Source organism: Cellulophaga baltica 18 (assembly GCF_000468615.2).
GTDB classification, from domain to species: Bacteria; Bacteroidota; Bacteroidia; order Flavobacteriales; family Flavobacteriaceae; genus Cellulophaga; species Cellulophaga baltica.
On sequence record NZ_CP009976.1, the window covers coordinates 3,175,973 to 3,190,282 of the forward strand.

Here is a 14,310-nt window from a genome sequence, read left to right on the forward strand (position 1 = left end):
TGTTTTTTGTAATACAAATTTTATATAAACTTGCTATTCCAAATAGCGGGGTTAAAATTTTTTCCTTTGGCAAATCCATAAAAAATGGTGATTGCGGCAATGGTTTTAAACATAAAGAAGCACATAATCCAAAATTGAGCACTAGACTCAGACTTAGAAAATAGGCCAGACGGAACTAATAAGGTTAAGCCGTAACTCAAAACAATAATGAGAAGTAATAGGTTGATGATGCTTTTAAAAGGCAACATTACTAACTTTCGGAATGCGCTCATGTCATTCCCCCATTTGTGTATGAGATAATAATAGTCATTGCCTAAGCACGCAAATAATAACGGATCGTCTTTATCTTCTAATTTAAAGAGCTTTGACGGGGCTATAATTTTAAAATTCTTTACTTCGGTATGATGCTCCTGTTCTAGCTTTTTAATTTTTAAAATAGCCTCTTTCGGGATTTTACCTTTGAAATAAGAACTGTCTAAAAACCGAAGTCGATAATCAATACAGATTTTTTTTATCTCTGTTACATGATAGATTTTGTCAGTATCTAATAGGTCAGGCTTAAAGTGATTGTAATTTTCTTGATTCTTTTCAATAGTATTCCTACGGATTTTTGAGGAAGTTTTGTGGTCTTCTTCTAATGTGTGGTAGAATTGATCAATCAAAGTATTAGAGGAGAAAGAGGACCTCTTTTTTTGTTTTTTGAGTTGATCTTCAAGGTTAATCTTTTTCAATAGCATTTGAATAATTTTTGAGATCATCTCAAATTTACAAAATTGTAGCTTTAGTTTTATTGAGAATTTTTCCTAAACGTATGTTAAATAAATGTTAATTTCTATGAAATGCATCTTATTACCTACGAACTACCCGATAATAGATGTATCTTGTCGTTATTATTTGGTATTTCAACGATGAACTACCTTCCCAGATTTTTTAAATTGATTAAATTTTAATACCTACACTGAATTATGAAGTTACTAAAATCCCCTCTTTTAGTGCTGTTAACCCTTGCTATGCTTAGTGTTAATGCGCAGAAAAAAAATAGTACTGCTAAAATGGATCCTGAAAAATCTATTTTAAAAAATACTGAAGACTCCGGAAATCATCAATTACTTATGGCGGCAGTACATGTTTCAGAATTGGAAACATTATTAGATGGCGAAGCTCAATTTACTGTTTTTGCGCCTAGTGATGCTAATTTTGACTCTTCCACGAAAGCAAGAATAACAGATTTAGTGCTTGCTAAAAATAAAAAGGAAATACAATCTATATTAGGGTACCATATAATTGCTGGGAAACTAACTGCTTCAAGAATATTAAAAGCACTTTGTAGTGGAAAAGGTAGAGCTACTTTCACGACCATTTCAGGAGATACTCTTGTGGCTACGATGAAAGGTTTAGATATTGTATTGACGGATAAATACGGTCAACAATCTATCATCACAAAAGCAGATGCTACACAATGTAACGGTGTTATTCATGTGATTGATAGTGTAAGTCATATTGCAAGTAAAGCTTAGTTTTAAGCTTTACTTGTGTTTACAATACGATGATATTATTATCTTAATTCTGCTCCAAGCTTAGTTTCAAAATTCTGCTTGAATTTTGTCATGATCTTTTCAATCTGCTTGTCTGTCAATGTTGCTTTCTCTGATTTAAGAGTAAAGCTAACCGCATAAGATTTTTTCCCTTTTGGTAATTTTGATCCTGTGTATACATCAAAAAGACTCACTTCTTTTAGTAATGATTTTTCTGTTTCAAAGGCAATGTTATGTATGTCCTTAAAATACACCTCATCATTAATAAGCAAAGCAAAATCTCTTTTTACTTCAGGGAATTTAGAAATTTCTTGGTAAGCTATCTCATGATTGCTTATAAGTTTTAAGATTTCATCCCATTTAAAGTCGGCATACAACACTTCATTTTTCAAATCAAAACTTTTAAGGATTGATTTTTTAACGGTTCCAAAGTTTACTAGCTCTAATTTTCCAGATTTTAATGCTATGGCTTCAGAAAATTCATCGCTTTTAGAAATCACGGTGGCTATGTTTTTCACACCTAAACGTTCTAAGATACTTTCCACATGAGATTTTAATGTAAAGAAGCTTGTTTTGGCTGCAGGAGCAATCCAAGAGTCTTCATTCTTATTTCCTGTTAAGAAAAGCACTAAGTGTTTATTTTCTTCTTTCTGCCCATTGTAGTTGTGGTAACTTTTTCCAAACTCAAAGAATTTTAAATTCTGTCTTTTTCTATTACTATTATATAATACGGCTTCTAAACCAGAAAATAATAAAGTTCTTCTCATTACGGAAAGATCATTACTCAAAGGATTAATGATTTTTACCGTGTGGTCTTCGTTTAATTTGTCTAGCTGCTCGTTATAAGTAGGAGCAGTTAAACTGTTAGTCATGATTTCATTAAAACCTTTTGCAGATAGGAAATCACCTATAATAGACTGAATTTTATAATCTTCAAACGGACTCGTAGTAGCTATAGAGGCGTTTAATTTTTGCTTAAAATTAATATTGTTATAGCCGTATACTCTTAAGATTTCCTCAATAACATCTACTTCTCTACGCACATCAACGCGATAGAAAGGAATAGTTAAGCCTAACCCTGTTTCTGTAACGTTATTAAGTTTTATATCTAAAGAAGCGAGTATAGATTTTATAATGTCTTGAGGAATTTCTTGTCCTATTAATCTGTTGATTTTCTTATAGGTCAAGAACACCTGATAATCGTTCTGTTTATTCGGGTACTGATCAATAATATCAGAAGTGATATCACCGCCGGCTATTTGTTGTATTAAAATAGCAGCCCTTTTTAAACAGTATTCTACACTATTAATATCTATACCTCTTTCAAATCTAAAAGATGCATCTGTATTAAAGCCGTGTCTTTTTGATGTTTTTCGTACAGAAATTGGATCAAAATAGGCACTTTCTAAAAATATAGAGGTTGTATCTTTTGTAACACCAGAATTTAAACCTCCGTAAACACCAGCAATACAAAGTGGTTTTTCTGAGTCACAGATCATTAAATCATCTTCATGCAACTCAATCTCTACGCCATCTAAAGTTTTAAATTTAGTGCCTGTAGCAAGAGTTTTTACTTGTATTTTATGGTCCTTTATTTTGTTAACGTCAAAAGCATGTAAAGGCTGTCCTAATTCATGAAGTACATAGTTAGTAACATCTACAATATTATTTATTGGGCTTAGACCAATAGCTTTCAATCTATTTTTTAACCAGTTAGGAGACTCTTGTACCGTTAGATTGTTAATGGTTACCCCGGCATATCTTGGAGCTAGTTTATTATCTGTAACATTAACATCAATTTTTAAAGACCTGTTGGTAATGTGAAAATTACTAACGGAAGGGGTAATTAGTTCTAGCTGAATATCTTTTTGCTTTAGTCCCGCTTTTAAATCTCTAGCAACACCTAAATGACTCATGGCATCTGCTCTGTTCGGCGTTAAGCCAATTTCAAAAACAGTGTCAGTTTCTACTTCAAAAATTGCAGCACAAGGAGTTCCTGGTTTTAGATCATCGCTTAATACCATGATGCCATCGTGACTTTCTCCCACGCCAATTTCGTCTTCAGCGCAAATCATTCCGTGACTTTCTTCACCACGAATTTTACCTTTCTTAATAACCCATTCTTCCCCTTCTTTGGTGTAAAGTTTAGTGCCAATAGTAGCTACGGGTACTTTTTGTCCTTGAGCAACATTAGCTGCGCCACAGACTATTTGAATTGGTTGTTCTAATCCAATATCAACAGTGGTAACTTTTAATTTATCTGCGTTTGAATGTTTCTCACAAGTTAAAACATGACCTACAACAATCCCTTTTAAACCGCCTTTAGTAGATTCAAATGCTTCAATTCCTTCTACTTCCAAACCAAGATCGGTTAATAATTCCGCAGTTTGTTCCGCTTCCCAGCTAATCTGTAAAAATTGTTTTAGCCAGTTGTAAGATATTTTCATTTAATAATATTTTCAATTCCGAGTTTAAGTAAGTTGTACTGTTCTAATTCTTAGAACCATACTGCAATACTTAAGTATCCTTATCGGATCGTTAGTGTTGGTTTTTGATTTTTGTTTTAGTAAACCTTGCTATTATTAGCTTCTAATAATTTGCAGATAACAGCGCACAAATATAAAACAATGTGTCAAGACATTCAATAGCTATTTAATTGAATTGATTTTTATTTTTAATTGTAACAAATTAATTGTTATTTCGGCTTTGAAAAAGAAGGAATTATGAAGAAGTTGGTGCTTATTGCTGGAGTTTTTGTCTTATTATTTTCTTGTAAAGAGGATAAAGCGGCTAAAGTAAATCATGAAATACTGAAAGATGGAAAATGGCTCGTGGAATTGCAAGTTATGGATCATCAAAAATTACCGTTCAATTTAAGTATTAACAGAGAGCCGGATGATTCTTATACCGCTGATATTTATAATGCGGAAGAATTAATTCATACCGATGAAATTACAATTTCGGGAAATTCGGTTACCATTAAATTTCCTGTATTTGAAGGGTATTTACAAGGAACATTTGAAGGAGATACTATTAAGGGTAATTTTATAAAGGAAAGTTTAGACCGGGTAGTGCCATTCATGGCTACTTTTGGTAAAACCGATAGATTTGTTGTCAATACAGATAGTAAAGCGTCTATGTCTGGTGTTTGGGAAACAAAATTTAGTCCAGATACTGAGGATTTTTACCTTGGCAAAGGTATCTTTCTACAGAAAAATAATAAGGTTCATGGTACTTTTAGAACCACAACAGGAGATTACCGGTATTTAGATGGTGTTCTAGATGGCGATTCCCTGAAGCTATCTGCCTTTGATGGGGCGCACGCTTTTTTGTTTACTGCTAAAGTGAGTGATAGTACATTAAATGGAACATTTTACTCTGGAAATCATTTTAAAGAACCATTTACTGCCGTTCGTAATGAGGTATTTGAACTGCCAGATGAAGATTCTCTTACCTATTTAAAGGAGGGTTATGATGAATTTAGTTTTTCGTTTCCGGATGCAGAAGGAAACATCGTGTCTTTATCAGATGCTAAATTTAAAAATAAAGCAGTTTTGGTGCAGATCATGGGTACTTGGTGTCCTAATTGTTTAGATGAAACTAAATTTCTGGTAGATTTTGTAAAAAACAATCAGGATTTAGAATTGGAAGTAGTAGCGCTATCCTTTGAATATGCCAAAACAGAAGAAGATGCTTTTAAGGCTATAAAGCGTTTAAAAGAACGAGTAGGTATTGATTATCCAGTATTGTTGGCGCAATATGGTACTGCAGATAAAGAAGAAGCGCAAAAGAAATTGCCAATGTTGAACCATGTCTTGTCCTATCCAACGACCTTATTTATAGATAAGCAGGGTGTAGTTCGTAAAATAAAAACAGGGTTCAATGGGCCTGCAACGGGGGAAAAGTATGCTGCATTTAAAGCAGAGTTTACGGAGCTCGTAAAAGGTTTAGCTCAGGAGTAAAAACCGAAAAAGCCTTTCAAAATTTAATTTGAAAGGCGTTTAACGGACTAATTCTGGGTATTTTTAAATAATAGTGGATTTACCCAATCCAATATTTTCATAATTCATATTAAGACTGTCATCGGTATCAACAATATTGTTCGCAATAAAATCGCCCACATCGTTGGTGCCATATTTGCTTTTTGAATTTATATCGGGGGTAACTATATTTTTCTTTAATGATTTATTTACAGCAGATACGACTGCTCTAGATTCTTCTTCTAATCCAAAATGTTGTAATAACATGGCGGCAGAAAGTATAGCAGCTATTGGGTTGGCAATATCTTTTCCTGTAGCCTGCGGATATGATCCGTGAATAGGTTCAAACATAGCAATACCATCTCCTATAGATGCCGAAGGCAATAGGCCTATAGAGCCTCCAATGACACTGGCTTGGTCAGAAATAATATCTCCAAAAAGATTAGGAGCTAAAATTACATCAAACCTACTAGGGTTTAAAATCATCTGCATAATAGCATTATGTAAATAAATACACTCTAAGGCTACTTCAGGATAACTCTCACTAATACGCTTTACCACTCTACGCCATAATCTAGAAGTTTCTAATACATTGGACTTATCGATTAGCGTAATTTTTTTTCCTCTTTTTTTAGCAGCTTTAAATGCTAAATGGGTAATTCTACTAATTTCACTTTCGGTATAGGAAGCTATGTCTGTAGCTTGTGTGCCATCATCACTTAATGAATGTTCACCTCCGTAAATTCCGCCAGTAAGTTCTCTGTAAATTACAAAGTCTGTTCCTTTTAAAACGGCTTCTTTTAAAGGAGATTTTTTTAATAAGGTAGGAAACACAGCTACCGGTCTAATATTTGTAAAAACGCCTAATGCCTTACGCAATTCAAATAAACCATTTTCTGGTCTAATTTTGGCGTCAGGATTGTTGTCATATTCTGGTAAGCCAATAGCTCCAAAAAGTACGGCATCAGATTCTAAACAAAGCTTTATAGTTTTTTCTGGGAGTGCTTTTTTGGTTTCCAATATAGCCGCACCGCCAATAAGTTCTGTAGTAAATGAAAATTGATGGCCAAATGTTTCCTCTACCGCTTTTAAACATTTTACTGCTTGTGCGATAACTTCTGGGCCAATACCATCTCCTGGTAAAAGAGCAATGTTAATATTCATTAGGCGACGCTTTCAATATTAATATTACTTGTTTCAATAATTTCATGAATATCTTCATCAACTATTTCTTTCTTTTTATCCGCATATTTCAAAAACTCCTCATAAACAATATCCAATTGTTTTTTGGTTAATTCATAACCGACAATTTTTGCTCTATACGCCAAAGCAGCTCTACCACTTCTTGCTGTTAGTACAATGGAAGATTCATCAACGCCAACATCTAAAGGATCAATGATTTCATAGGTTTCCCTATTTTTAATCACACCATCCTGGTGAATACCAGAACTATGTGCAAAGGCATTTGCGCCTACAATTGCTTTGTTAGGCTGTACCATCATTCCCATTTTCTGAGAGACCATACGGCTTGTATCGTTCAATAATTTACTATTGATATTGGTGTCTAAACCTAGGGTAGGGTGTTGTCTTAAGATCATGACAACTTCTTCTAAAGCGGTATTACCAGCGCGTTCGCCAATACCGTTTATGGTACATTCAATTTGTCTTGCACCATTAATAACACCAGCAATAGAGTTTGCTGTAGCTAAACCTAAATCATTATGACAGTGACAGGAAAGAATGGCTCTGTCAATTCCTTTTACATTTTCATATAGGTACTTAATTTTAGCACCATATTCATCTGGTAAGCAATATCCTGTTGTATCAGGAATGTTAAGTACCGTTGCTCCAGCTTTAATCACCGCTTCACAGACTCGAGCTAAAAACTCATTATCTGTTCTACCGGCATCTTCAGCATAAAATTCTACATCTTCCACAAAAGATTTTGCATAAGAAACCGCCTCTACAGCACGTTCTATAATAGCATCTTTGTTAGAGTTAAACTTAAATTTTATATGAGATTCAGAAGTTCCTATTCCCGTATGTATTCTTGGTCGCTTAGCAAACTTTAAAGCTTCTGCAGCAACTTCTATATCTTTTTTTACAGCTCTTGTTAATCCGCATACGGTTGCATTTTTAACAAGTTTTGCGATTTCTTGAACAGATTTAAAATCACCAGGACTAGAAACAGGAAAGCCTGCTTCTATGACATCTACGCCAAGAAGCTCAAGACGTTCTGCAATCACCAATTTTTGGGTGGTGTCTAATTTACATCCAGGAACTTGTTCTCCGTCTCTTAGTGTGGTATCAAATATTTGTACTATATCTTTGCTCATTATATTTGCGTAGTTTTACTAGTCAATACGAATATAGACGTACTCTTATTAATTAAAGTAGAGGTATAAAATCATTTACAACGTTTAGATGGTTTTGAGGATATTCAAGTATTTGATAAACAGGTAGTTAAATAATATATTTTACGATGACAAATGCCAATAAAGATTCTTTATTTGTTCTTATAAAATCACTTTCTAAGTCAGAAAAACGACAGTTTAAATTATATGTAGGTCGTTTAGGGGTGAATACCGATGCTAAATTTCTAGCATTGTTTAATTTGTTAGATAAAGTAAGGGAATATGATGAAAAAGTTATTCTAGAAACAGGAATTGTTAAAAAAGCGCAGCTTTCCAACTTAAAAGCACACCTATATAAACAAATTTTAATAAGCCTTCGGTTAAACCCTGTAAACCAAAATATACGTGTTCAAATTAGAGAACAATTAGATTTTGCCACTATTCTTTATCAAAAAGGCTTGTATAAGCAGAGTCTTAAAATTTTAGATAAAGCAAAAGCTACAGCTATAGAGAATGAAGAAAAGAATATAGCTTATGAAATTGTGGAGCTCGAGAAAATTATTGAAACTCAATATATTACACGTAGTATTCCAGATCGTGCAGATGAACTAGCGGTACAAGCTAAAGAACTTTCTGCTCAGAATGTGATGACGAGTAAGTTGTCTAATTTGTCTTTGCAACTGTATGGTCAAATGCTAAAGATGGGCTACGTACGTAGTGATGAAGATTATCAATTTGTAAAAAAATATTTTGAGAGTCATTTGCCTAAGTATAAAATTGAAAATTTAGGTTTTCGGGAAAAATTATGGTTGTACAAGGCACATTTATGGTATAGTTTTTTAATACAGGATTTTTTATCTTGTTATAAATATGCTAGTAAATGGTCAGATTTGTTTTATGAACATAAAGAAATGATCTATTTAAACCCTGTATTTTATTTAAAGGGGAATAATTATTTATTAGAGTCGCTTTTTTATGTACGCTACAGTTCTCAATTTAAAGAAGTTTTAGAGCATTTAGAAGTTACTATCAATGAGAAAGATTTCCCTCAAAATGACAATGTAACCTCCTTAGCTTTTTTATACATCAATAGCAATAAATTAAACCTTCATTTCTTAGAAGGTACCTTTGAGAAAGGGGTGTATTTGGTGAAAATTATTGAATACGGAATTGTAAAACACAAAGACCGTATCGATGAACACCACATCATGTTATTCTATTACAAAATAGCTTGTTTGTATTTTGGAATGGGAGATAATAAGACCTGTATTTCTTATTTGAAGAAAATTATAAATAATAAAAACCTTAAAATGCGTGAGGACTTAATGTGCTTTGCACGTGTTTTAAGTCTGGTGGCTCATTATGAAGCAGGAATGGATTATCATTTAGAGGTGCAATTAAAAAGTACGTATAAGTTTTTATTAAAAATGAACGATTTGCATGCTGTTCAGAAGGAGATGATTAAATTTTTACGTGGTTTAGGTGATATCTATCCAAACGAATTGCGAAATGAGTTTCAGAAATTATATGATTCACTTAAAAAATATGAGGATCATCCTTATGAGAAAAGGGCCTTTTTATATTTAGATATATTATCGTGGTTAGAAAGTCATTTAGAGAATAAACCAGTGGCACAAATCATAAAAGAGAAAGCTGCTACTTTAACGCGATAGATCACATTTTTTGAAGAATCCCAATCATCTTAATCATTTAGTAGAATTAAATTTAGCCATGCTTTTTGTGAGTACTTCTGGTGCTCTAGGAAGGTATGTGAATTTACCAGTACCGGTAACTATTGGGGTAAGAGCGGTCATTGCGGTGGTGTTATTATTCCTTTTTTGTAAGTGGAAGAAGATATCGCTTCGGGTGCCAAAGAAAGATTTGGGAGCGGTCTTCGTTAGTGGTGTTCTATTGGGACTTCATTGGATTACCTATTTCTATGCATTGCGCTTGTCTAATGTCGCTATAGGGATGATCTCTCTGTTTACCTATCCAATATTAACCGCTTTTCTAGAACCCTTATTACTGAAAACCAAATTTCAAAAAATACATTTGGTTTTGGCGCTACTTGTTTTAGCAGGAATTTATTTTCTAGTGCCTAGTTTTGATGTGGGCAATGATTATACCCTTGCGGTTGGTGTAGGAACCTTGTCAGCCTTATTTTATTCGCTACGGAATTTATTGCTAAAAGCGAAAGCAGCCAAATATAATGGCTCCATGTTAATGTGTTATCAATTATTAGTGATTAGTGTATTGCTATCTCCGTTCTATAGTACGGTGCAGTTAGATGTGGTGTTGAGTGAATGGAAAGGATTGGCTGCTTTGGCATTACTAACTACCGCTATAGGGCATACCTTATTTTTGAATAGTTTTAAAAACTTCTCGATTACCACCGTAAGTATTTTGAGTAGCGTTCAGCCTATTTATGGAATTCTTTTAGGGGCAATTTTTCTAAGCGAATTTCCTAAAATAAACACCCTTATCGGGGGTGTCTTAATTCTAAGTTCTGTAGTGATTGAAAGTATCCGCTCCTCAAAAAAAGCGTAGCTTAATCATTTCTAATTGCAGAGCTCTGGATATTGAATTGTTGAATTAAACCATTGGTTAGCTCGTCGAATATTGCATTCTGAGCCATTTCCCGCACTTTTATAGGGTCAAAGTTCCCATTAAAATAAAGGAAAGTAGCTTGCTGTGCATTGTTGTTGTAAATCAATATTTCTTTGACCACATTTTTGCGTTCTCTCACAGCAATCACACTACGTTTTAAGTCATCATTTTTACGGTATATTTCAATAAATTTAGATCCCGCTATGATATTCATTTGGGTATTGAGAAAATCAGTTTTATCTGCAGTGGTGCTTGGAAACTTAATATAGCGAAGATCCTTGGTGTCTCCGATTAGGGCTTCAGTTTCAGGAGAAATACCACTCAAGAGGCTAAGCATAAATTGTGGCACTCTCACGGCACTAACTTGATTGTCATTCTTATGGGCAGCATAGAAACTTTCCATACTGTTGTGACTGCCACAAGAAGCAAAGCATGTAATAATTACGATTAGGGTAATTTTTCTAAAGAAGATCATAGTGTCGTATTTTTTTAAAAGTAAGAAAATTTACAAACATGCATTCCAGATAGGCTCATTAGGTGGTTCGGCAAGAATGGTGATGGCTTCTTTTTTTACAGGATGTATAAACGATAGTTTTCTTGCATGTAGGTGAATTCTTCCATCTTTATTGCTGCGATCTGCACCGTATTTTAAATCGCCCTTAATTACGCAACCAATTGCTGTTAGTTGTGCACGAATTTGATGATGTCTTCCGGTATGTAGATCAATCTCTAAAAGAAAATAATTATCAAGTTTTTTAGCAACGGTATAACTTAGAATGGCTTTTTTGCTTTCCGGAACTTCTTTAGTATTTGCGTAAGATTTATTCTGCTTGGTATTACGTTTTAGCCAATGGGTAAGCAAATCTTTTTGTTTTGGTGGCTGATTTTTTACCACAGCCCAATAGGTCTTCTTTGCGTCTTTTTCTGCAAACAACTTATTTAATCGAGGTAATGCTTTCGATGTTTTAGCAAATACAACAATGCCTGAAGTGGGCCTGTCTAAGCGGTGGGCAACACCGAGATATACATTACCTGGTTTAGTATATTTTATTTTGATGTATTCTTTGACCACATCGCTTAAAGGAACGTCGCCAGTTTTATCTCCTTGAACAATATCTCCAGGGCGCTTATTTATAGCAATTAAATGATTGTCTTCGTAGATGACTAGAAGATTTTTGGCGGTAGAAAGTGTTTTATTATCCACTAAAATTGAAGGTTTTTATGACGCATGCTTAAAATAAAAATAAGAATAACGCCAACAGTGACCGAAACATCGGCCATATTAAAGATCCCTGTTTTGAAGAAGCCTAGTTTTATGATGAAAAAATCGGTGACACTACCAAAAGCAATCCGATCCATTAAATTTCCAATTCCGCCACCAATGACGCAAGAAAAAGCAACAATTAACCACTTATTTAAATGCGTTTTTCTTAAGATATTGATAAGAATAAACACTAAAACGAGCACGGGTAAAATTTGCAACAAAATTATTTTTAATAGGGGAGGGAAGCTTTGTCCAAAACCAAGCATAGCTCCCGTATTTTCTACATTTGTAAGAATAAAATTGTCTTGTACTAATTGAATATAATCGTTTTTGTCTACGGTGTTACGGACCATCTTTTTACTGATTTGATCACAACCAATGTTTAAAAGAACGAGAATGAGAATGGCTATTTTTTTCAAAAAATTAAATAAAATATTAAAAAGTTTACTATTTGTATGGGGCTACTGTTATATTGTTTAAAATCTAGTACTGCTCATCATCACTAGGAAAATCTCTGCTTTTTACATCAGAAACGTAGTCAGAAATAGCTTTCCCCATTTCTTCAAATAAATTCATATACCTACGTAAGAACCTTGGATTAAATTCTTGAGTAAGTCCAACTAAATCATGAACTACTAAAACTTGGCCATCTACACCATTACCTGCGCCTATTCCTATAACAGGAATATTTACTAACTCAGCTACTTCTTTTGCTAAAGTTGCGGGAATTTTTTCTAAAACAATAGCAAAACACCCAGCTTTTTCAAGCATTAGGGCGTCTTCTTTTAGCTTTTTAGCTTCTTCCTCTTCTTTAGCACGTACGGTATAGGTTCCAAATTTATAAATAGATTGAGGGGTTAGGCCTAAATGCCCCATGACAGGAATCCCTGCGTTTAATATTCTCTTTACAGATTCTTTAATTTCTAAACCACCTTCAACTTTAACGGCATGACCACCACTTTCTTTCATGATTCTAATAGCAGAACGCAAAGCTTCTTTAGGATCACTTTGGTAGCTTCCAAAAGGAATATCTACAACAACTAAAGCTCTATTTACAGCTCTTATTACAGATGATGCATGATAAATCATTTGATCTAAAGTAATAGGTAGGGTAGTTTCGTGTCCTGCCATTACGTTACTAGCAGAGTCTCCAACAAGGATAACATCTACATTGGCGGCATCAACAATTTTAGCCATAGAATAATCATAGGCTGTTAACATTGAAATTTTTTCACCGTTCTTTTTCATCTCTACAAGAGATTTAACAGTCACTCTTTTGTATTCTTTTTTTGCAACAGACATTAGTTCTTTTATTTGGTGCGTTAAAAGTAAGGAAATTGATTCGGTTTTATGAGCTTGATGTATTTCAGTTTTAATTTTTTATTACGGTGTAAAAAGTAAATGCTAAGAATGGTGTATACTTTTTCATAGATTAAATTCGGCATAATTCTTGTGTCCTAAGGATAGACTCATCATAACCCTCTTAAAACATAGAAAATGAAAATATTTTTAGCAACATTAGCTTTCTGTAGCTTTAGTTTACTAGTGCATTCTCAAAGTGCAAGTGTGGAGCAATCTACCTACGGCATTCAAACAGGATTTCTTGGAATTTGGGTGCAAAACGAATCAAAATTATCAACTATAATAGCCTTACGTTCCGAAATAGGTTTTGATACAGGAATTTGGGGAGGAGATTTTTATGATGAAACAGGGTTTTTATTAACACCGGTGTTGACCTTAGAGCCAAGATTGTATTATAATTTGAATAAACGAATGCATAAATCACGAAGAATTGATGGAAACAGCGGAAATTTTATCGGCTTAAAAACGTCCTATCATCCAGATTGGTTTGTCATCTCTAATTACGAAAATATTAGGGTTATTAGTGATATATCAATTATTCCTACTTGGGGTATTAGAAGACCTATTGGTAAACATGTTATGTATGAGACAGGGATAGGTATTGGTTATCAATACACTTTTGCTAAACAGGCGGGCTACCTAGAGAACGAAGGTGAGGTTGCTGTAAATTTACATCTAAGGATTGGTTATAGATTCTAATTCTTTACGGGGTAAATTAATTTAGTTTTTAAATCGGATAGGAATCCAAATTTCTTCTTCTGAATCTAGAGCCGTATTGCTATATTTTTCACCTAATAATTCAAAATGTTCCCGATCATCAATGAGGTAATCTGAGGTAGGTAACCATGCTAAGAAAATAGCATCAAAAGTTTTTCTAAACTCCATGGCAGACCCTACGTGTTTAAACACGGCATACAAGCCACCCTGAAGGGTGTAGGTTTCAAAAATGTCAGGTATATTGTCAAAGCTAGTAACGGCTATAGCCGCCCATTTGGTAAAGGGGGTGTTAGGATCAAAATCTTGATAACTGAAAGTATTTGTATACCGTTGCATACTGTATAAATCTGGAGCAGCACTATTTGAAATCAATTTTTTAAAAGGCATAAAGCTCTTCCAGAGTTCAGGAGTTCTGTCATGAGCAAAAGACATGGTCAATTGTTTGCCTGCTAGTTTTATTTCAGGAAGTGTTTCAATGCGGTAGTTCATTT

At 33.9% G+C, this 14,310-nt stretch carries 14 protein-coding genes; 5 read left to right on the top strand and 9 right to left on the bottom strand.

Annotated features, from left to right (window positions below; translation table 11 throughout):
* Window positions 1–20: 20 nt before the first annotated feature.
* Window positions 21–737 (bottom strand): hypothetical protein, encoded by a 717-nt coding sequence (locus M666_RS13555; RefSeq protein ID WP_029446303.1) that lies wholly within the window; start codon window positions 735–737, stop codon window positions 21–23.
* A gap of 228 nt (window positions 738–965) precedes the next feature.
* Between M666_RS13555 and M666_RS13560 the strand changes: the two genes are divergently transcribed.
* Window positions 966–1,517 carry a fasciclin domain-containing protein gene (locus M666_RS13560; protein ID WP_024480557.1) on the top strand — a complete coding sequence of 184 codons (552 nt, stop codon included), beginning with the start codon at window positions 966–968 and terminating at the stop codon, window positions 1,515–1,517.
* A 38-nt stretch (window positions 1,518–1,555) separates the two neighbouring features.
* Here the strand turns inward: M666_RS13560 and pheT are convergent, their stop codons facing one another.
* Window positions 1,556–3,982 carry a phenylalanine--tRNA ligase subunit beta gene (gene pheT, locus M666_RS13565; RefSeq protein WP_029446304.1) on the bottom strand — a complete coding sequence of 809 codons (2,427 nt, stop codon included), beginning with the start codon at window positions 3,980–3,982 and terminating at the stop codon, window positions 1,556–1,558.
* A 276-nt stretch (window positions 3,983–4,258) separates the two neighbouring features.
* Between pheT and M666_RS13570 the strand changes: the two genes are divergently transcribed.
* Window positions 4,259–5,497 (top strand): peroxiredoxin family protein, encoded by a 1,239-nt coding sequence (locus tag M666_RS13570; protein WP_029446305.1) that lies wholly within the window; start codon window positions 4,259–4,261, stop codon window positions 5,495–5,497.
* 63 nt (window positions 5,498–5,560) lie between these two features.
* Here M666_RS13570 and leuB read toward each other — a convergent pair whose 3' ends face one another.
* Together leuB and M666_RS13580 are read right to left on the bottom strand one after the other, a co-directional pair.
* Window positions 5,561–6,679, bottom strand: a complete 1,119-nt coding sequence (leuB, locus tag M666_RS13575; protein ID WP_029446306.1) for a 3-isopropylmalate dehydrogenase — start codon at window positions 6,677–6,679, stop codon at window positions 5,561–5,563.
* Window positions 6,679–7,851 (bottom strand): 2-isopropylmalate synthase, encoded by a 1,173-nt coding sequence (locus tag M666_RS13580; protein WP_025614974.1) that lies wholly within the window; start codon window positions 7,849–7,851, stop codon window positions 6,679–6,681. Before M666_RS13580 ends, leuB begins: the two co-directional genes overlap by 1 nt.
* Window positions 7,852–7,997: 146 nt before the next feature.
* On the opposite strand from M666_RS13580, the gene M666_RS13585 reads away from it, so the two are divergent.
* Together M666_RS13585 and M666_RS13590 are read left to right on the top strand one after the other, a co-directional pair.
* Window positions 7,998–9,542: a hypothetical protein gene (locus M666_RS13585; protein WP_025614975.1), complete on the top strand. Its 1,545-nt coding sequence runs from the start codon at window positions 7,998–8,000 to the stop codon at window positions 9,540–9,542.
* A gap of 10 nt (window positions 9,543–9,552) precedes the next feature.
* Window positions 9,553–10,416 carry a DMT family transporter gene (locus M666_RS13590; RefSeq protein WP_029446307.1) on the top strand — a complete coding sequence of 288 codons (864 nt, stop codon included), beginning with the start codon at window positions 9,553–9,555 and terminating at the stop codon, window positions 10,414–10,416.
* Between the two features lies 1 nt (window position 10,417).
* Here M666_RS13590 and M666_RS13595 read toward each other — a convergent pair whose 3' ends face one another.
* The 4 genes from M666_RS13595 to panB all read right to left on the bottom strand — a co-directional run bounded on the left by M666_RS13595 (window position 10,418) and on the right by panB (window position 13,042).
* On the bottom strand, window positions 10,418–10,951 hold the full coding sequence (locus tag M666_RS13595; protein WP_029446308.1) for a DUF4252 domain-containing protein: 534 nt from the start codon (window positions 10,949–10,951) through the stop codon (window positions 10,418–10,420).
* 30 nt (window positions 10,952–10,981) lie between these two features.
* Window positions 10,982–11,680, bottom strand: coding sequence for an RluA family pseudouridine synthase (locus M666_RS13600; RefSeq protein WP_029446309.1), 699 nt, complete (start codon window positions 11,678–11,680; stop codon window positions 10,982–10,984).
* The gene (gene lspA, locus M666_RS13605) at window positions 11,680–12,159 is read right to left on the bottom strand and encodes a signal peptidase II (protein ID WP_029446310.1); all 480 of its coding nucleotides are present in this window, start codon (window positions 12,157–12,159) and stop codon (window positions 11,680–11,682) included. Before lspA ends, M666_RS13600 begins: the two co-directional genes overlap by 1 nt.
* Before the next feature lie 64 nt (window positions 12,160–12,223).
* The gene (panB, locus tag M666_RS13610; protein WP_024480567.1) at window positions 12,224–13,042 is read right to left on the bottom strand and encodes a 3-methyl-2-oxobutanoate hydroxymethyltransferase; all 819 of its coding nucleotides are present in this window, start codon (window positions 13,040–13,042) and stop codon (window positions 12,224–12,226) included.
* 195 nt (window positions 13,043–13,237) lie between these two features.
* Between panB and M666_RS13615 the strand changes: the two genes are divergently transcribed.
* Window positions 13,238–13,801, top strand: coding sequence for a hypothetical protein (locus M666_RS13615; RefSeq protein WP_029446311.1), 564 nt, complete (start codon window positions 13,238–13,240; stop codon window positions 13,799–13,801).
* A gap of 21 nt (window positions 13,802–13,822) precedes the next feature.
* Here the strand turns inward: M666_RS13615 and M666_RS13620 are convergent, their stop codons facing one another.
* Window positions 13,823–14,308 carry a GyrI-like domain-containing protein gene (locus M666_RS13620; protein WP_029446312.1) on the bottom strand — a complete coding sequence of 162 codons (486 nt, stop codon included), beginning with the start codon at window positions 14,306–14,308 and terminating at the stop codon, window positions 13,823–13,825.
* Window positions 14,309–14,310 lie beyond the last annotated feature (2 nt).